The sequence below is a fragment of the Sagittula sp. P11 genome (genome assembly GCF_002814095.1).
GTDB lineage: Bacteria > Pseudomonadota > Alphaproteobacteria > Rhodobacterales > Rhodobacteraceae > Sagittula.
Genome location: NZ_CP021913.1, coordinates 607,888 through 625,653, shown reverse-complemented (window position 1 = coordinate 625,653; position 17,766 = coordinate 607,888). Strand labels below are relative to the sequence as shown.

The window sequence follows — 17,766 nt, the reverse complement described above, 5'->3', positions numbered from 1 at the left end:
CGCCCGCCATGGCACGGACGCCGCGCGGGGCTCATCGCTTGCGGGCCTCCAGCTCGGCGTTGAACAGGCGCAGGCGATGGGCCAGCGCATGTTCGTCCGTGACGCTCTCGAAGTGTTCGAAGAGAAAGGACAGCGCCTCTCCCTCATCCAGCCCGGCCTCCTGCGCGAAGGCCCTCAGCCTGCGGTAGCCGTCTTCCGTCATGGCCACCGGGAAGCGTCGGGTCAGGCGAAAGCGTTTGGGCACGGGCTCCTCCGGAGTAGGGTGGGGTTATACCCCACCTTCCTCTCAAAAGGCGTCCGCCTCAAGCGCCATCACCGGGTCCGCGCCGCTCTCGATCCGCTTCAGGTGCGTCGCGGTCATCGGCAGCTGCCGCGCCATGTAGTAGCGACCCGTGTCGATCTTCGCCTTGAGGAATTCGGCATCCCCCGCACCCGAGGCCAGCACCTCGGTCGCGGCCTCCGCCATCTTCGCCCACATCAGACCAAGGCAGACATGCCCGAAGAGGTGCATGAAGTCATAGGACCCCGACAGCGCAGCGTTCGGGTTCTTCATGCCGTTCTGCATGAAGTACATGCCCGCACCCTGCAGGTCCTTCGAGGCGGCCTTCAGCGGCTCCAGGAAGGCCTTGTCGAAGGCCTCGTCCTTGCCCTTCGCCTCGGCGATGTAGGACTTCACCATGTCGAAGAAGGCCATGACGTGCTTGCCGCCGTCCTGCGCCAGCTTGCGGCCCACGAGGTCCAGCGCCTGCACGCCGTTCGCACCTTCGTAGATCATCGCGATCCGGGCGTCGCGGGCGAACTGCGACATGCCCCATTCCTCGATGTAGCCGTGGCCGCCGTAGACCTGCTGCGCCTGGATGCACATGTCGAAGCCGCGGTCGGTCAGGAAGCCCTTGATGACCGGCGTCATCAGCGAGATCAGCCCGTCCGCGTCCTTGTCCGAGTTGCGGTGCGCGCGGTCGATCATCGACGCGCCCCAGTAGACGAAGGCGCGCGCGCCCTCGACAAAGGACTTCTGGTCCATCAGCGAACGGCGGATGTCGGGATGCACGATCAGCGGATCGGCGGGGCCGTCCGGGTTCTTTGCCCCCGTCACGTCGCGGCCCTGAAGCCGGTCCTTGGCGTACTCGAGCGCGTTCTGGTAGGCCACGTCGGCCTGCGCATAGCCCTGCAGGCCCACGCCCATCCGCGCCTCGTTCATCATGGTGAACATGGCGCGCATCCCCTTGTGCGCCTCACCCAGCAGGTAGCCCGTCGCGCCGTCGTAGTTCATGACGCAGGTGGAGTTGCCGTGGATGCCCATCTTCTCCTCGATCTTGCCGACCGAGACCTCGTTGCGGTCGCCGAGGCTGCCGTCCTCGTTCACGAGGAACTTCGGCACGATGAACAGCGACACGCCCTTGATGCCGTCGGGGCCGCCGGGTATCTTCGCCAGCACGAGGTGCACGACGTTGTCGGACATGTCGTGGTCGCCGGCAGAGATGAAGATCTTCTGCCCGGTGATCCTGTAGGTGCCGTCGTCCTGCGGCTCCGCCTTGGTGCGCATCAGGCCGAGGTCGGTGCCGCAATGCGGCTCCGTCAGGTTCATGGTGCCGGTCCATTCACAGGTCACCATGCGCGGCAGGAACGTGGCTTTCTGGTCGTCGGTCCCGTGAGTGTGGATGGCCGAATAGGCGCCGTGAGTGAGCCCCTGGTACATGTTGAAAGCCATGTTCGCGGCCGAGAACTGCTCGCCCACTGCCGTGGCGACCACGTAGGGCAGGCCCTGACCGCCGAATTCCGGATCGCAGTCGAGCGCCGTCCAGCCGCCCTCCCGCACCTGGTCGAACGCGTCCTTGAAACCCTTCGGCGTGCGCACCACGCCGTTTTCGAGGACGCATCCTTCTGTATCGCCGACCACGTTCAGCGGAGCCAGCACGTCGCGTGCGACCTTTCCCGCCTCGTCCAGGATCGCTTGGACAGTATCCCTGTCCAGGTCCTCGTATCCCGGTATGTCCGCCGTGCCGATCTTCAGGACGTCGTTCAGAACGAACATCTGGTCCTTCACGGGGGCATTGTATGTCGGCATGTCTCTCTCCCTTGATCCTGCGCGCGTGTCGGCGCGCCGGTGGTTCAGCGGGACATCTACTCTGCCGCCGCCTTCTTCTCTTCCATGGAGCCGAGCATCTTCTCGCCCCACTTCATCTGTTCCTTCAGCTCGACGATCGCGCTGTCGAGGTCGTCGCGTTGCCGGATCATCTCGTCCAGCCGCGCTTCGGCAATTTCGTAGGCCTTTTCCAGCTGCGTGCGCTGCTGGTCGCCCAGTTCGTACAGGTCCAGGAGCTGGCGAATGTCCTCAAGGCTGAACCCGAAGCGCTTGCCGCGCAGAATCAGCACGAGGCGTGCCCGTTCGCGTTTCGTGTAGAGCCGCTTCTGTCCTTCCCGGATGGGGGCCAGAAGCTCTTTCTGCTCATAGAAACGCAGGGTCCGGGGGGTCACCTCGTAGGCGTCGCACATCTCCCTAATGGTCATCAGTTTGTCTTCGGTCATGTCCGCTTTCCTCGGTTTCTCATAGAAGAGACGCCCGAGGTGCGGATTTCGATCCATTCTTACAATGGGAAATTTCGGTGACGTAACTCATACGCTGCGTCACATGGTAACTGACGTAACTTCCTGCACGGGCCCGGCGTACACATAGCAATTTTGTTACATGGATCACGCGGACGTTGGGTAAGGTAAACCTTACCCGCATAAGAAGAACGCTCAAAGCGCCCGGACAAAGGAGTTTGTCACGAACCGAGCGACTGCGCAGTTTCGTCCCGAAGCGCTTTGAGTTCGGTGAGCGCTTCCTCGATCTGCTGTTTCTGCTCTTCGAGTTCCTTGAGCTGCTTGTCCGCCAGTACAACCCATGCGCGCATCTGCGCCTGGTTTCCGTCCTGCTCGTAGATGGTCAGCCACTGCCGGATGTCCTCCAGCGGGAAGCCGAACTTGCGCCCGCGCAGGATCAGCGTCATGCGGGCGATTTCCCGCGCACCGTAGAAACGCGAGCGTCCCTCGCGCTCCGGCGAGAGCAGTTCGATGTACTCGTAATACCGCAGGGTACGCGGCGTGACATCGAACTTCGCGCACATCTCCTTGAAGCTCAATCGCACGTTGCCCATCCCACTCTCTCCAGCTCGTACCGGGAAAAGCTATGCCGCAGCGTTGCGTCTGGCAAGATTGGCCCGCCGATTGACCCTTTTTGAGCGGCATGGCACCGTCCGCCCCAACCCGCCGCAGGAGTCCCAGCATGACCGTCGACAAGGCCCGCATCGCGCGGCAATTCATCGAGACGATCCCACATTCGAAGGCGCTCGGCATGCACATCGTCGACATCGGCGAAGGCGTCGCGGTGATCGAAATGCCCTACGACAGCCGCTTCATCGGCGATCCGGAAAGCGGGGTGATCCACGGCGGCGCGGTCTCGGCGCTGATGGACACCTGCTCGGGCGCCGCCGTCATGAGCCACCCGCGTGCCCCCGCCGGCACCGCGACGATCAGCCTGCGCATCGACTACATGCGCCCCGCGACCCCGGGCCAGACCATCACCGCGCGGGCCGAGTGTTACCATATCACGCGCTCCGTCGCCTTCATCCGCGCCACCGCCTGCGACGACGACACCGACCGCCCGGTGGCCGCCGCCACGGGGACCTTCACCGTCGAACAGGCGCCCAACACCAAAGACCGCGGAGACATGACATGAACCGTGCCGCCCCCGAACCCGTCCAGGTGGTCAAGCAGCGCCGCGACGCGGCCCTTTCGGCGCTGGTCTCCGGCGTGCCCTACATCGCCTACCTCGGCGTCACATTCGACCGCCGCGGCGACGAGCTGACCGCCGTGCTGCCCTTCCGCGAGGACCTGATCGGCAACCCCTTCCTGCAGGCGATCCACGGCGGCGTGACGGCGGCCTTCCTCGAAGTCACCGCCATGGTCACGCTCAACTGGACCTGGCTCTGGGGCGACCTCGAATCCGGCGCGCTGGACCTCGACGCCATGGCCTCGGGTCAGTTGCCGCGCCTGCCCAAGACCATCGACTTCACCGTCGATTACCTGCGCTCGGGCCTGCCGCGCGACGCCTACGGCCGCGCCCGCGTCACCCGCTCCGGCCGGCGCTACGCCTCTGTCCAGGCCGAGGCATGGCAGGACAACCGCGACCGGCCCTTCGCGCAGGCCACCGCGCATTTCCTGATGCCGCGCGGCCAGCAGGGCTGACCCGCGCGCCCCGGCACGCGCCCCCCACCGCCTTGACCTCCCGGCGGCATCGTTTCAAACAGCGGTGCAAGTCCCGAAGGAAAACGGCATGACCTCACCCGCTTTTGCACCGATCACCAATGGGCGGGTCCTGAAGATTGCCCTGCCGATCCTTCTGGCCAACGTCACCGTGCCGCTGCTGGGCGCGGTCGACACCGGCGTCGTCGGGCAGATCCCGTCGCCCGAACCGATCGCCGCCGTGGGTGTCGGCAGCGTCGTCCTGACCGCCATCTACTGGCTCTTCGGCTTCCTCCGGATGGGCACCGCCGGGCTGACCGCGCAGGCCGCCGGAGAGGGCAACCGCGCCGAGGTCGCCGCCCTCCTGACCCGCGCCCTGATGATCGGCCTCGCCGGGGGGCTCGCGCTGATCGTGCTGCAGGCGTTGGTCTACCGCGTGGCCTTCGCCGTCTCGCCCGCCAGCGCCGAGGTCGAGGCGCTCGCCCGCGACTACATGAGCATCCGCATCTGGTCCGCGCCCGCCGCCATCGCCATTTACGGTATCAACGGCTGGTTGATCGCGCAGGAGCGGACCCGCGACGTCTTCCTGCTGCAGCTCTGGATGAACGGCATCAACGTCGCCCTCGATCTGTGGTTCGTGCTGTCGCTGGGCTGGGGCGTCACCGGCGTGGCCACCGCGACCTTCATCGCCGAATGGTCCGGTCTCGCAATGGGACTTTTCCTCTGCCGTGCCGCCTTCCGCGTGCCGTCATGGCGCGACTGGGACCGCGTCTTCGACCGCGTGAAGCTGAAGCGCATGGCGGTGGTCAACACCGACATCCTGATCCGCTCGCTGATGCTGGAATCGATCTTCGTCTCCTTCCTGCTGCTGGGCGGGCGGTTCGGCGACGTGACGCTTGCCGCAAACCAGGTGCTGCTGCAGTTCCTGCACATCATGGCCTATGCGCTCGACGGCTTCGCCTTCGCGGCGGAGGCGCTGGTGGGGCAGGCGGTGGGTGCCCGGGCCATCGACCGCGTCCGCCGCGCCGCGCTGATGACCAGCCTCTGGGGGCTGATCTGCAATGTCATCTTCGCACTGGGCTTCGCGCTGCTCGGCGGGTTCATCATCGACGCCATGGCCGCCGACTCCGCGGTGCGCGAGGCCGCGCGTTCCTACCTGCCGTGGATGGTCGCCGCGCCGCTGGTCGGTCTGGCGTCATGGATGCTCGACGGGATCTTCATCGGTGCCACCCGCACCGGCGACATGCGCAACATGATGGTGATCTCGGCGGCATGCTACTTCGCCAGCGTCTTCCTCCTGATCGGGCCGATGGAGAATCACGGGCTGTGGCTGTCGCTGCTCGTGGCCTTTGCCGCTCGCGGGCTGACCCTCGGACTGCGCTATCCGGCGCTGGAAAGGGCCGCCGCGCGCGCCTGACCGCTCTCGCCAAGGCCGTCCAAATGCCCTATTCAGCCCATGCACACACATGAGGAGAGGCGTTATGGACGATCTCGTTAACAGTTTCATGACCGGCCCGGACGAGAAGGGCCGCTTCGGCATCTTCGGCGGGCGCTTCGTGTCGGAAACGCTTATGCCGCTCATCCTCTCGCTTGAGGAAGAGTACGAGAAGGCCAAGACCGACGACAGCTTCTGGTCCGAGATGGACTTCCTCTGGAAGCATTACGTCGGCCGTCCGTCGCCTCTCTACTTCGCGGAACGGATGACCGAGCGTCTGGGTGGCGCCAAGGTCTACATGAAGCGCGACGAGCTGAACCACACCGGCGCGCACAAGATCAACAACGTGCTGGGCCAGATCATCCTCGCCCGACGCATGGGCAAGACCCGGATCATCGCGGAAACCGGGGCAGGGCAGCACGGCGTGGCCACCGCCACCGTCTGCGCCAAGTTCGGCCTGAAATGCGTGGTCTACATGGGCGCGCATGACGTCGAACGCCAGCAGCCCAACGTCTTCCGGATGAAGCTGCTGGGCGCCGAGGTGATTCCCGTGACCTCCGGCCGCGGCACGCTGAAGGACGCGATGAACGACGCGCTGCGCGACTGGGTGACCAACGTGCGCGACACCTTCTACTGCATCGGCACCGTGGCCGGCCCGCACCCGTATCCGGCGATGGTCCGCGACTTCCAGGCGATCATCGGCAAGGAAGCCAAGGAACAGATGATGGAGGCCGAGGGCCGTCTGCCCGACACCATCATCGCCGCCATCGGCGGCGGCTCCAACGCCATGGGGCTGTTCTACCCGTTCCTCGACGACAAGGAGGTCTCGATCATCGGGGTCGAGGCCGGCGGCAAGGGCGTGAACGACAAGATGGAGCACTGCGCCTCCCTGACGGGCGGACGTCCGGGCGTTCTGCACGGCAACCGCACCTACCTGCTTCAGGACGACGACGGGCAGATCCTCGAAGGGTTCTCGATCTCCGCGGGTCTCGATTACCCGGGCATCGGGCCGGAACACGCCTGGCTGCACGAGATCGGCCGCGCGCAATACGTCGCGATCACCGACAAGGAGGCGCTGGAGGCGTTCCAGCTGTGCTGCGAGACGGAGGGAATCATCCCCGCGCTCGAACCGTCCCACGCCTTGGCCCATGTGATGAAGATCGCGCCGGAGCTTCCTAAGGATCACATCATCTGCATGAACCTCTGTGGCCGCGGCGACAAGGACATCTTCACCGTCGCCAAGCATCTTGGCGTTGATATGGGATAACACTTTGCGAAGCCTTCCGGAAAAGCGGTGCTAAACTCAGGTTTATGCCGCTTTTCCGGGAGTTTATTGTCATTCCGCCAGCGCTGTACCATGTCGGATGCAGATACGGCGGGGCGCATGTTGTCTTATCGTGACGCGAAGTAATGTCCCCAACACCTGCTCCGCGTGCGGCAAGCTCGGTAAGATGGCAGTGTTTGCGGCGCCCCGCCGTGTCGACTTTCAGAACATCCGCGATGTCGGCGCAGACATGTCCGTCCGTACCGACACGGACTGCAATTTCTGGAGACCGTTCGTGAAACGCCTCGTCCTCGCCCCGCTCATCGCCGCCATGCTCCTGTCCGGCACGGCGGCACTGGCCCAGTCGGCGGTCGATCAGATCGTCGAGCGCCTGCGCGCCGAGAACTACGGGGAAATCCGCGTCCAGCGCACGCTGCTCGGGCGGATCAGGGTGACCGCCACCGGCAAGTCCGGCGACCGGGAAATCGTGCTGAACCCCTCCACCGGGGCGATCCTGCGCGACTACCACAGCGGCCGCGAAGACAGCGCCGCGCCGAAGTCCCGCACCACCACGCCGCAGGCCGCCAACAATGCATCGGGTGCCGGCAGCTCGTCCTCCGCCAGCGGCGGATCGGGCAACAGCTCCGGCAAATCCTCCAACTCTTCCGGCAACAACAACTCCGGCGGGAATTCTTCCGGCGGCAATTCGTCTGGCGGGTCCGGAAACGGCAAGGACAAGTCCGACAAGGGGAATTCGTCCGGCAAATCCAACGGCGGCGGCAAAGACGATCAGTCTTCTCTCGACCATTCGACGAGCAAGCGCCAAACTGCGTGAATGCTCATACACGCATTCCGCGCCTCGTGAAGGTCTGGCCCGTCTTCGCTCTGCTCCTGCTGCTGCAACTCGTTTGCGGCAGCTTTCTGCTGTGGGACGTGCTCGCCTCGCTCCTCGGCCTGCAGTACAACCCCGTCTCCTGGGCGCTGATGGAGCTGATCGAGATCGGCGCCATTCTCGGCCTGCTGCTCGGGGTGATCGCCAGCGGTGTGCTCCTGCGCAGCGCGATGCTGCGCCAGGCCGACGCGGAATCGCGGCTCAGGCTGGCCTCGGGCGCGCTCATGGAAGTGATCGAGGAACGCTTCACCGAATGGTCGCTCTCCCCGGCAGAGCGTGACGTGGCGATGTTCCTGATCAAGGGGCTGTCGACCGGGGAAATCGCCGCGATGCGCCAGACGTCCGAGGGCACCGTAAAGGCGCAGACCAATGCGATCTACCGCAAGGCCTCCGTGTCGGGCAGGGCGCAGCTCCTCAGCCTGTTCATCGAGGAGCTTTTCGTGGAACAGACACCGAAAGCCGCCTGACCATTCCCTGTGGATAACCTTGGGGATTGATCGTGTATACGACAGGACGGCCCTAGGGAATGACTTCACCGGCCCCTATAACATCGCAAAAAAGCAAGATCTTCAGGTCATCGCCACGGCACACCCGTCAAAACCAACGCTTCCCACAGCAATGCCAAGGGGTTGAGAGGTTATCCTCAACCCTTTTCCGGACCATCGGTGCGGTGCGCTTCCAGCACGTCCAGCGGCACGATGTCCAGCGCGCGGGCGTGCGTGGCGGCCAGGTTGACCTTCGGCGCGCAACCCTCGTCATGGGCTTGCAAGAACCGCCCCGCGCAGAGGCACCAGGCGTCGCCGGGCTTCAGGCCCGCAAAGCGGAATTCGGGGCGCGGGGTAGACAGGTCGTTGCCCACGTATTTCGAATAGGCGAGGAATTCCGCCGTCATCACGGCGCAGACGGTGTGGCTGCCGCGGTCCTCCGCGCAGGTGTTGCAGTGCCCGTCACGAAAGAAGCCGGTCAGCGGTTCGTTGGAGCAGGCCGCCAGAGGCTCCCCCAGTACGTTGATTTCCTTGTCTTTCTGAATCATCTCGTCCCTCCCGCGATTTGCCGGAACATGGCCAGCGCGTCGTCGAAGGCATCGGCGTCGCGAAAATTCCTGTCGGCGGCGTTGATGGCCACGACGGTCTGGCTCTGACGGTCGACATAGACGTATTGGCCGTAAACGCCACGCGCAATGAATTCACCTTTACGTGCGTCCGCCGGGATCCACCACTGGTAGCCGTAGCGCAGCTTGCCTGCCTCGGTCGGGGCAGAGGCGGCCGTGCTCTCCTCGACCCAGTCCTGCGGCACGATCTGACGGCCCTGCAGGACGCCGCCAAGGCGGAACATCTCGCCCATGCGGGCGTAGTCGCGCGTGGTGACGTTCAGGCCACCCAACGCGAAGGCCACGCCGTAACCGTCTGTCAGGTAATAGGGCGTGCCATATGTCCCCATCGGCACCAGCAGCTTTTCCGCCATCAGGTCGGGCAGAGACCGCCCCGTCGCGCCGCGCACCACCATGCCCAGCACATGGGTGTCGATCGACACGTAGTGCCAAAGCTCGCCTGCGGGGCCGTCGCGCTCCGACAACCCGGCGGCAAAATCGTCCATCGAGCCGCCAAGCGCAAGGACGCGCCCCATCTTGTTGATGTCGCTCCAGAAATCGAGGTAATCCTCGTCGAAGGTCACGCCGGAGGTCATCTGCAACACGTTGCGGATCGTCACACCCTCATAGGCGCTGCCCTCCAGTTCGGGCACGTAGCGCGTCACGAGGTCGTCCAGGCTGTCCACATGACCCTCGGCCAGCAGGATGCCGACAAGCCCGGACAAATAGGATTTGGCCACAGACCAGGAAATGCGCTGGTCCGACTGCTGCGTGCCCAGCCGGTAGTCCTCGTGTACACGTTTGCCGTCCTTCAGCACCACGACGCCGGTCACGGCGCGGCGCGCCAGCCAGTCGTCCCAGTCGGCGGGCATGCTCAGCGCAGGGCCGGGGGGCAGAGGCTCCGGCGGGGCAGGGACCGGCATGGGGGTGCTTTCGAAAAGCGCATCCATGTGGCTGAAATTATGGACGATCCTGTCCTCGTCGAAGAGCGTGGTGACCGCGCGCAGACGTTTGATCTCTTCGTGTTTCCACGCCGCGAGGGCGGCGAGGATCAGCAGCAGCACCGCCAGGATCTGCCCGGTGCGTCTGATGAGCCGGCGCATCACCGGAACTTGTCGGCCAGCCGCTGCAGGGGGCTGCGCGCGTCGGGTTTTTCCGTGTCGGGATCGGGCTTTGCGGCGGGCGCTTCATCCTTCTTGGCGGCACTGCCGGAGGACCGCGGCGGCGCTGTCCTGAGCGCCACGGCGTTCTGAAACTTGCCCGCGTCGCCATCGGCCAGTTGCGGCGCCCCGTCCGAGATGCCGCGCAGCAGGTCGTCCAGCCACTCCTGATCGGCCTTGTGGAAATCGTGCAGCACGTAGGCCGCCACCAGTTCCTTGCGGCCCGGATGCCCGATGCCCAGCCGGACGCGGCGGTAGGCCTCGCCGATATGGCCGTGAATCGAGCGCAGCCCGTTGTGCCCGGCATGACCGCCCGCCATCTTGACCCGGCATTTACCAGGGGCGAGGTCCAGTTCATCGTGGAACACCGTGATGTCGCCCGGCTCCAGCTTGTAGAACCGCATGGCCTCGCCCACCGACTGGCCGGAGAGGTTCATGAAGGTCTCGGGCTTCAGCAGGATCACCTTGTCGCCGCCCAGCCGCCCTTCGGCGATCTGGCCCTGGAATTTCGACTTCCACGGGCCGAAGCCATGGTCCTCGGCGATCCGGTCCATCGCCATGAAGCCGATGTTGTGCCGGTTGGCGGCGTATTTCGCCCCGGGGTTGCCGAGGCCAACGAAAATCTGCACGTGCCCCTCCGCAGGCTGGTTCGCTGACCCTATCTAGACCAATGAGCGTTGAATTACCAAGGGGTTGAGCGATGTATCTGACGATGAACCGGTTCAAGGTCGTGCCCGCGCAGGCCGCAGCCTTCGAGGAGATGTGGACCAGCCGCGACAGCCATCTGAAGGAGGTGCCGGGTTTCCGGAGCTTCGCGCTGATGAAGGGGCCGGAGCGGGAGGACCATGTCCTCTATGCCTCGCACACGGTGTGGGAGGACGAGGCGAGCTTCGTGGCGTGGACGAAGTCGGAGGCCTTCCGCAAGGCGCACGGCGGGGCGAAGGCGTCGACGGGGATGTACCTCGGGCCGCCGGAGCTGGAGATCTTCGAGGCGGTGCAGGTGCTGGAATAGGCACGAAAAAGCCCCCGCTTGCGGGCGGGGGCTCTGGCGTTCGGGTTCGCGGCGAAACGGGTCGCCGCGGGGCCGGTGTCAGGCTTCGGCTTCTTCGGTCTCTTCGGCCGCTTCATCCGCGTCGTCGGAGGCCTTGAGGCCCGACGGTGCCGAGATGTTGGCGATGACGAAGTTCCGGTCGATGGTGGCCTTCGTGCCCTCGGGGAGGGTGACGTCGTTGATGTGAACGATGTCGCCGATCTGCATGCCGCCGAGGTCGACCACGACCTTCTCCGGGATCTCGCCGGCGGTCACGACCAGCTCGACTTCCGGACGCACGACGGTCAGGACGCCGCCCTTGCGAATGCCGGGGGCGGTCTCTTCGTTGAGGAATTCGACGGGAATGAAGAGGTTCACCTTCGAGGTGCGGCGCAGGCGCATGAAGTCGACGTGGGTCGGAAGGTCCTTCACGATATCGCGCTGCACGTCGCGGCAGATGACGCGGACGTCCTCGTGGCCTTCGACCTGCAGGTTGAAGAGGGTCGACTTGAAGCGGCCCTGCTTGAGGCGCTTCAGCAGCACGTTGAAGGGGATGTTGATCGGCAGGGGCTCTTTGTCGCCACCAAACACGATGCCAGGAACCATGCCGTCACGGCGTGCGGCGCGAGCGGCGCCCTTGCCCGTCCCCGTGCGTTCCTGGGCCTGAAGATCCGGAATCTCACCAGCCATTTGTTTCTCCATAAGTTAGGGCGGGGTGCCTCCAAGGCTGTCACCCCGCGTGAGGTCGTGCGGGTAGCGCGGATCGGGGGATTTGGCAAGGCTTATCTGGAGCCCACGGGGCCCCGGATGAAGGCTCGGTGCCGGGAGGGAGGTTTCGCGGCGAAACCTCCTTTTGTTAACAATGGGTTAATGGCATATTGTGCGCTCATTGCTACGTTTGGTTTTTGGACCGCGGCCCAACACGCTGTGCGTGCGGGCCGGCCGACGGGGATTTTTAAAATTTGTCAAACGTGTAACGAATGTCGACCGATAAGAATGCGGGAAAATCGCGGATTGTCTTCATCAGTAGAGGCATCAGCTTGTCGTAATGAGGATCGCTATTAGTGAACCGTTTTAGTTCGTTGCCAAAGTGCTTTACTAATGCATGAGACCATGTGTGGCCTTTTAGTTTTAAAAATTTATTTGGGAGTTTGACGCTTTCTCCGTTTTCCAGCAAGCATTCAGTTTCATGTTCTGGATCGATCTCGCATCTTTGTAGAACCGAATCGGAAAGCGCTTGAAGGTCTTTCCCCTTCATTGCGAAAATCTCTGAAAGCCCGATCTCCCAATTTAAATCTAAATTAGAGAAAGGCCTGTTTGAGTTTGGCGCGCGTGTCGCCAAGGCTACGTAAATCGGATCAAGGATGTAGTTTTCCAAGGAGTACCTATTGCCTCCAAGGATTTCAACGTTTGGTGCAATTAGTCTTGTTTCAACTGTGTCCCAGTCTGTGACTCCTTTCGCTAAATCGTTCCCGGCGTCGTTCAATAGTTTAACAATGTTGACGACCGTCTCTCGGTTCGCTCTTCCTCCGGTCTGGGGGAACACGGCCCGGTAGTTGAAGGGCTTCGCTCTGTTGAGGCAAAAAAATAGCTGTTGGTAGATTTCAGGATCGGCTCCCTCAGTGTAAATCTGGCGGATGTTTTTTGTAGAAATTCGGAACTCGTCAACGCCTTCGGTCAGCACATCTAGCGCCTTTTGTTGTTCTATTTTTTCAGGTGTCCTGCTTAAAGCATTCATTTCATATATTGAGTCTTCAGGGCAAATTGCCACAGTTGTTGGGGAGTGAGTGGTTACAATGGCTGAGTATCCGTGCTTCCCTACTAAAGACTCGCGGATTAATTTTACGAGAGTTTTGCAATTTGATGGATGCAGGCTGGCGTCGGGTTCATCAAAAAGCAGGATAAGATCTTTATTTCCAGTGGCGGGCAAGATATTCATAAGAGTGGAGATCGAAAGGAGTGTTAGTTCCCCAGATGATAGGGATGATGGTTCAACACCAATTCCTTTGCTTTTGTGAAGTAGTTCTATTTTGTAGTCATCGAAATCCAACGGGTCGGGTGGCTCTTGAAATTCATAGGGCAGGCCTAATTGCTCAAGCGTGTCATTAAGGGACTCCCAAGGCGAGGGCCCAAAGAATTCTTTAAATTCGATTTCCGAAAGCGGTTTGAATGGATTCTTTCCGCTCTGAAACTGATAGGCGACAAAATCGTTGTGACTTTGTCTTGTTTTGTATTCAAAAAACAATGACTTTAGGTCCACGTCTTTCAGGTTCAATAGGGATGTTTCTGATAGCTTGGAAATTGGCGTGAGTAACCCTGCTATATAAGGTGTCGGTTTTGACAGATCAAATCCTAATTCATGCGCTTTGATAAGGAATTCTATCGCGCCCCTTTCGTCTAGGTATTGACCTCTTTCGAATTCGGTTTCTTTCAATCTCTCTTCCATGCTTCCGATGTCGTCGAGTGCGAATGTCTTGAGGGCTATCTTGATCCAGGATGACTGTCTCTTGAGGTCTTCAAAAATTCTTGCGACATCATAAGGTCTGTTCCCGAATTTAGTCAGGGCGCCTAAACGAATTTGAACTGCTCGAGGGTTGCCTGTGTTTTTTGATCGGCTGTGTAATCCTGATAGTGCTTGTAAAAGGTGAGATTTTCCGCTACCGTTTTGCCCAATTATGACTGTAAATTTGGGAACTTTAAACTCAATTCCCGCTGGAATGGAAAGGTATGCGTCGATTATCTTCAGATCATGCAAGGTGGCGCCCTCCGTTTCACTTGAAAGATAAGCGAATTTTGAAGAATCTCGCAACTTTTATCGACGATCCGGGGCGCCAGTGGGACTGTCCGGTATAAATTGGATTGGTTGACTTTCTTGTCTCGTTGGTGGTTTTCAATCGACAGATGGTTGTAGTCGTGCCGACAATTGTCTTCACGCCCCCCCCCCCCCCCCTTGCAAACCCGCCTCCGAGGCTTATCTGTAGAAGGCTACGTTATTCCGACCGCACCTGTCTCCTTCACCGGCCTCAGTCTGCTTCTCGATCTGACCGGCCGGGCTGTCGCATTCTGCGGGCAGCACACATGAGGGAGACCCACGATGGCCAAAGGCACCGTGAAATGGTTCAATGCAAACAAGGGCTTCGGCTTCATCCAGCCTGAGGGCGGGAGCAAGGACGTGTTCCTGCACATCTCGGCGCTCGAACGGGCGGGGCTGCGGACCGTGGAAGACGGCCAGGCTCTGACGTTCGAGATCGAGGAGGGTCGCGACGGTCGCGAATCCGCCAAGGACGTGGAACTGGCGTGAAGCCGACGTTCGGAGACATGATGAAGGCGCGCGCGGAAACGGCCGACGCGCGCCGCACACGTCTTGAATCGGCGTTCAAGGCGGTGAAGCCGCATCCGAAGACCGCGATGGAGAAGACCTCGGAGGTCGCCAAGGAGCTGATCGACACGGAGACGCGGAAGCGGGACGAGAAGACCGCCGCGCTGCGGGCCGCGCGCCTCGCCCAGGAGAGCGATGGCGGAACGGACGGCACGGGCGGCAAGGGCTGATCCGGGGCCCGCGTCTGCGGGCGGATGCGTCAGGGTGCACGTGCCCCGGCCGGAGCGTTGCGGCGCTGGCCGGGGTTTTTTCGTTTGCGGGTCCGTGTTGGGGGCGGGGGTGTTGCGCCGCCCCGGGCCGCGCGGCGGTCAGACGAGGTCCATCTCCGCTTCGGGTTCGGGCTCTTCTTCGACGGGGGCGTCCTCTTCCTCGTCGCCGGTGCTGAGCGCGGCGATCAGGCTCAGGCCCTCGGCGCCGGGGTCTTCGGTATCGAAGGCGCCGGAATCGACCAGGGCGTCGTAGTCCTCGAGCACGTCGTCGACGCTGGTCCAGCCGTCCTCGGGGGCGGGGAGCTCTCCGATCTGGACCGCCCAGCCTTCGGGGCTGGTGGTGAAGAAGCGGATGGTTTCGAGGGACTCCACGTCGTAGCCCTCGACCTCCTCGTCGAAGAAGGCGAGGTAGTTGTCGAAGGTGGGCTCGGTCCCCTCGGGGAGCTGGATGCCGTAGGCCGGATCGTCGAGCGCGGTGAGGGTGACGCCGTCGATCACGTTGCCGGCTTCGTCCACCTCGGTGCCGAAGAGGACCTTGTCGAAGGTCGGCTCATCGGGGTCCTCGGGCTCTTCCGGTTCCTCGGGATCGCCGGAGACGGCCTTGATGGAGCCGGCGTCGGTCGTGGTGGAGGTGGCGCGGATGCCGAAGATGTCGATGTCGTCGAGGCTGTCGGCGTCGAGTTCGAGGGTCAGCGTGTCACCGGCGTGGATGTAGCTTTCCTTCTCGTCGGCGTCGGGCCCGAGGCCGGGGTCGCTGACGTAGGAGGCGCCGTCCCATTGCACCTTCTCGCCGTCGTACTGCGCGCCGTTCATGTTGAGCGGGCCGCCAAGCGATGTGCTGGAGCCGGAATAGTCGTCGTCACCGAAGTAGACGGCGTTCACGTCCATCGAGCCTTCGAGCATCTCGATGTCGGCGAGGATCTTTCCGTCCTCTTCGTAGACGGTGACCGAATAGGACAGCCCGTCCATCGTGTAGTTGAATACCTTGGGGTCTGGCATTGAAGTCTCCCTGAAATATGGCCGGAATGGGCACATTTTGGCGAAAGCGCGGCTAGATGCGGCTCGCGCAGGGGAGAATACGGCAGCAATTCGGCAATTACGTCAGATTGAGGCAAAACCAAGGCGGCGCATTTGGAAACGGATTGTTTCGATGCCAACTTCGGCGGTTAACGATGTTCCGCCGCGGGACTGGTGTGAGGCGGGAAACAATGGCCGGGGCGGCGCGCCCGTAACGCGCCGCCGCCGCAGCCCGGATGTCAGGCCCAGTCGCCGGAGAAGCCGCGCGGGACCATGAGGATGTCGCGGTCGACGGTGTTGATGTCGCGGTGCCCGCAGAGCGCCATGGAGGTGTCGAGTTCCTTGTGGATGACCTCCAGCGCCTTGGTGACGCCGGCCTGGCCCATGGCGCCCAGCCCGTAGACGTAGGCGCGGCCGATCCAGCAGCCCTTGGCGCCCATGGCCACCGCCTTCAGCACGTCCTGACCGGAGCGGACACCTGAATCGAGATGCACCTCGATCCGGTCGCCCACGGCGTCGAGGATCGGTTCCAGCGCGCGGATGGATGACAGCGCGCCGTCAAGCTGCCGGCCGCCGTGGTTCGACACCACGATGGCGTCGGCACCGACGTTGCAGGCCTCCAGCGCATCGCGCGGGTCGATGATGCCCTTGATGATGAGCGGCCCGTCCCACATCTTGCGGAATTCGCGGATACGGTCCCAGTTCAGCGACTGGTCGAAGCTTTCGGCGGTCCAGGTGGTCAGCGACGAGGGATCGGTGACCCCCTTGGCATGGCCCACGATGTTGCCGAAGAAGCGGCGCTTGGTCTGGAGCATTTCCAGCCCCCACGGCACCTTGGTCATCATGTTGGCCACGGACTTCGGCGTCAGCTTCGGCGGGGCCGAGAGGCCGTTCTTCAGGTCCTTGTGGCGCTGGCCCAGAAGCTGCAGGTCGACGGTGATGACGGCGGCCGAACATTTCGCCGCCTTCGCCCGGTCGAAGAGCCGCTGCATGTAGTCGTCGTCCTTCAGGGTGTAGACCTGCATCCAGAAGGGTTTCGAGGTGTGCGAGGCCACGTCCTCGATGGAACAGATCGACATGGTGGACAGGCAGTAGGGCACCCCGAAGGCCTCGGCGGCGCGGGCCGCCTTGATCTCGCCGTCGGCGTTCTGCATGCCGGTCAGCCCGACCGGGGCGAGCGCCACGGGCATTGCCACGTCCTGCCCGATCATCTGCGTCTTCGTCGAACGGTTGGCCATGTCGATGGCGACGCGCTGGCGCAGGTAGATGTCGTCGAAGTCCGAGACGTTCTCGCGGAAGGTCTGTTCCGACCACGACCCGGATTCGCAGTAGTCATAGAACATCTTCGGCACGCGGCGGCGGTAGACGCGCTTGAGGTCCTCGATGTTGGTGATGACGGGCATGGGGACCTCTTTTCCGCTGATTTTGGTAAGAGTTGGTTACCAATCGGGGAATTGCGTGGCAAGGGGCTTAAGCCCGTCTTCACCGGCCGCAGCTAGGCTCCGCCCGCGTGATGCCGGGAGGATCGGATGAAGGGGATCGTGTTCACGGAGCTGCTGGCCATGGCAGAGGGCGTCGTCGGAGAGGCGGCGGTGGACGAGGTTCTTGACGATCTGGCGCTCGCATCGGGCGGTGCCTACAGCCGCGTGGGCAACTACCCCTGTTCGGAGCTTCTGGCGATCGTCACGGCGCTGTCGGGGCGGACGGGTCTTGCGGCGGAAGACCTGCAACGGCGTTTCGGGGCGTGGATGCACACCCGCTTCACGGAGCTTTATCCCGACGTCTTCGCGGCGAAGGACGGTCCGCTGGACCTGCTTCAGTCGGTCGAGACGGAGGTGCACGTCGAGGTGCGCAAGCTTTACCCGGATGCCGAACTGCCGCGGTTCGAAACCACGTGGCAGGGGGAGGGGCTGCGGATGCGCTACGTCTCGCCGCGCCCGCTGGTGGCCTTCTGCGAGGGGATGATCCACGCCTGCGGGGCGCATTACGGCACACCGCTCAGGGTCGGCGTGGCGCGGGTCTCGGACGGCGAGGCGGTGTTCGACGTGGCGGTGGAGCGGTAG

The 17,766-nt window shown here is 62.8% G+C and carries 21 protein-coding genes; 10 read left to right on the top strand and 11 right to left on the bottom strand.

All coding sequences use genetic code 11. From position 1 onward, the window contains the following. Positions 1-31: 31 nt before the first annotated feature. From CDO87_RS03020 to CDO87_RS03005, 4 genes are all read right to left on the bottom strand, one after another. Entirely contained in the window at positions 32-244 is a 213-nt protein-coding gene (locus CDO87_RS03020) for a hypothetical protein (RefSeq protein WP_100927390.1), read from the bottom strand. Between the two features lie 42 nt (positions 245-286). After that, positions 287-2,068, bottom strand: coding sequence for an acyl-CoA dehydrogenase C-terminal domain-containing protein (locus tag CDO87_RS03015; protein WP_100927389.1), 1,782 nt, complete (start codon positions 2,066-2,068; stop codon positions 287-289). Positions 2,069-2,124: 56 nt separating this feature from the next. Then, on the bottom strand, positions 2,125-2,529 hold the full coding sequence (locus CDO87_RS03010; protein WP_100927388.1) for a MerR family DNA-binding transcriptional regulator: 405 nt from the start codon (positions 2,527-2,529) through the stop codon (positions 2,125-2,127). Between the two features lie 239 nt (positions 2,530-2,768). Beyond that, positions 2,769-3,140 carry a MerR family DNA-binding transcriptional regulator gene (locus CDO87_RS03005; protein ID WP_100927387.1) on the bottom strand — a complete coding sequence of 124 codons (372 nt, stop codon included), beginning with the start codon at positions 3,138-3,140 and terminating at the stop codon, positions 2,769-2,771. Positions 3,141-3,268: 128 nt separating this feature from the next. Between CDO87_RS03005 and CDO87_RS03000 the strand changes: the two genes are divergently transcribed. The 6 genes from CDO87_RS03000 to CDO87_RS02975 all read left to right on the top strand — a co-directional run bounded on the left by CDO87_RS03000 (position 3,269) and on the right by CDO87_RS02975 (position 8,285). Beyond that, entirely contained in the window at positions 3,269-3,721 is a 453-nt protein-coding gene (locus CDO87_RS03000; protein ID WP_100927386.1) for a PaaI family thioesterase, read from the top strand. After that, complete coding sequence (locus CDO87_RS02995) at positions 3,718-4,230, top strand: PaaI family thioesterase (RefSeq protein ID WP_100927385.1); 513 nt, start codon at positions 3,718-3,720, stop codon at positions 4,228-4,230. Before CDO87_RS03000 ends, CDO87_RS02995 begins: the two co-directional genes overlap by 4 nt. A gap of 88 nt (positions 4,231-4,318) precedes the next feature. After that, the gene (locus CDO87_RS02990) at positions 4,319-5,644 is read left to right on the top strand and encodes an MATE family efflux transporter (RefSeq protein ID WP_100927384.1); all 1,326 of its coding nucleotides are present in this window, start codon (positions 4,319-4,321) and stop codon (positions 5,642-5,644) included. A 64-nt stretch (positions 5,645-5,708) separates the two neighbouring features. Then, on the top strand, positions 5,709-6,929 hold the full coding sequence (trpB, locus tag CDO87_RS02985; RefSeq protein WP_100927383.1) for a tryptophan synthase subunit beta: 1,221 nt from the start codon (positions 5,709-5,711) through the stop codon (positions 6,927-6,929). A 292-nt stretch (positions 6,930-7,221) separates the two neighbouring features. Then, the gene (locus CDO87_RS02980; RefSeq protein WP_157814900.1) at positions 7,222-7,761 is read left to right on the top strand and encodes a PepSY domain-containing protein; all 540 of its coding nucleotides are present in this window, start codon (positions 7,222-7,224) and stop codon (positions 7,759-7,761) included. Continuing rightward, complete coding sequence (locus CDO87_RS02975) at positions 7,758-8,285, top strand: LuxR C-terminal-related transcriptional regulator (protein WP_306418221.1); 528 nt, start codon at positions 7,758-7,760, stop codon at positions 8,283-8,285. Before CDO87_RS02980 ends, CDO87_RS02975 begins: the two co-directional genes overlap by 4 nt. Before the next feature lie 176 nt (positions 8,286-8,461). Here the strand turns inward: CDO87_RS02975 and CDO87_RS02970 are convergent, their stop codons facing one another. Genes CDO87_RS02970 through pth form a run of 3 tightly spaced genes read right to left on the bottom strand, consistent with a single transcriptional unit; the run spans position 8,462 to position 10,697 of the window. Beyond that, positions 8,462-8,851, bottom strand: coding sequence for a DUF2237 family protein (locus tag CDO87_RS02970; protein WP_100927380.1), 390 nt, complete (start codon positions 8,849-8,851; stop codon positions 8,462-8,464). Next, positions 8,848-10,011 carry a serine hydrolase gene (locus tag CDO87_RS02965; protein ID WP_100927379.1) on the bottom strand — a complete coding sequence of 388 codons (1,164 nt, stop codon included), beginning with the start codon at positions 10,009-10,011 and terminating at the stop codon, positions 8,848-8,850. The genes CDO87_RS02970 and CDO87_RS02965 overlap by 4 nt, the downstream gene beginning before the upstream one ends. Then, positions 10,011-10,697, bottom strand: a complete 687-nt coding sequence (pth, locus tag CDO87_RS02960) for an aminoacyl-tRNA hydrolase (protein WP_100927378.1) — start codon at positions 10,695-10,697, stop codon at positions 10,011-10,013. The genes CDO87_RS02965 and pth overlap by 1 nt, the downstream gene beginning before the upstream one ends. A 71-nt stretch (positions 10,698-10,768) precedes the next feature. On the opposite strand from pth, the gene CDO87_RS02955 reads away from it, so the two are divergent. After that, on the top strand, positions 10,769-11,080 hold the full coding sequence (locus tag CDO87_RS02955; RefSeq protein ID WP_100927377.1) for an antibiotic biosynthesis monooxygenase: 312 nt from the start codon (positions 10,769-10,771) through the stop codon (positions 11,078-11,080). A gap of 78 nt (positions 11,081-11,158) precedes the next feature. On the opposite strand, the gene CDO87_RS02950 is transcribed toward CDO87_RS02955, so the two are convergent. Together CDO87_RS02950 and CDO87_RS02945 are read right to left on the bottom strand one after the other, a co-directional pair. Beyond that, on the bottom strand, positions 11,159-11,788 hold the full coding sequence (locus tag CDO87_RS02950) for a 50S ribosomal protein L25/general stress protein Ctc (RefSeq protein ID WP_100927376.1): 630 nt from the start codon (positions 11,786-11,788) through the stop codon (positions 11,159-11,161). A 265-nt stretch (positions 11,789-12,053) separates the two neighbouring features. Next, positions 12,054-13,853, bottom strand: a complete 1,800-nt coding sequence (locus CDO87_RS02945; RefSeq protein WP_157814899.1) for an ATP-binding protein — start codon at positions 13,851-13,853, stop codon at positions 12,054-12,056. Between the two features lie 339 nt (positions 13,854-14,192). On the opposite strand from CDO87_RS02945, the gene CDO87_RS02940 reads away from it, so the two are divergent. Together CDO87_RS02940 and CDO87_RS02935 are read left to right on the top strand one after the other, a co-directional pair. Continuing rightward, positions 14,193-14,399 (top strand): cold-shock protein, encoded by a 207-nt coding sequence (locus tag CDO87_RS02940; RefSeq protein WP_100927374.1) that lies wholly within the window; start codon positions 14,193-14,195, stop codon positions 14,397-14,399. Beyond that, positions 14,396-14,647, top strand: a complete 252-nt coding sequence (locus CDO87_RS02935) for a hypothetical protein (RefSeq protein ID WP_100927373.1) — start codon at positions 14,396-14,398, stop codon at positions 14,645-14,647. The genes CDO87_RS02940 and CDO87_RS02935 overlap by 4 nt, the downstream gene beginning before the upstream one ends. A 138-nt stretch (positions 14,648-14,785) precedes the next feature. On the opposite strand, the gene CDO87_RS02930 is transcribed toward CDO87_RS02935, so the two are convergent. Together CDO87_RS02930 and CDO87_RS02925 are read right to left on the bottom strand one after the other, a co-directional pair. After that, a complete protein-coding gene (locus tag CDO87_RS02930; RefSeq protein WP_100927372.1) occupies positions 14,786-15,685 on the bottom strand; it encodes a hypothetical protein in 900 nt (299 codons plus the stop codon). Between the two features lie 257 nt (positions 15,686-15,942). Next, positions 15,943-17,106 carry an alpha-hydroxy acid oxidase gene (locus CDO87_RS02925; protein WP_100927371.1) on the bottom strand — a complete coding sequence of 388 codons (1,164 nt, stop codon included), beginning with the start codon at positions 17,104-17,106 and terminating at the stop codon, positions 15,943-15,945. A gap of 126 nt (positions 17,107-17,232) precedes the next feature. Here CDO87_RS02925 and CDO87_RS02920 point away from each other — a divergent pair, with 126 nt between their 5' ends. Further along, the gene (locus tag CDO87_RS02920) at positions 17,233-17,766 is read left to right on the top strand and encodes a heme NO-binding domain-containing protein (RefSeq protein ID WP_100927370.1); all 534 of its coding nucleotides are present in this window, start codon (positions 17,233-17,235) and stop codon (positions 17,764-17,766) included.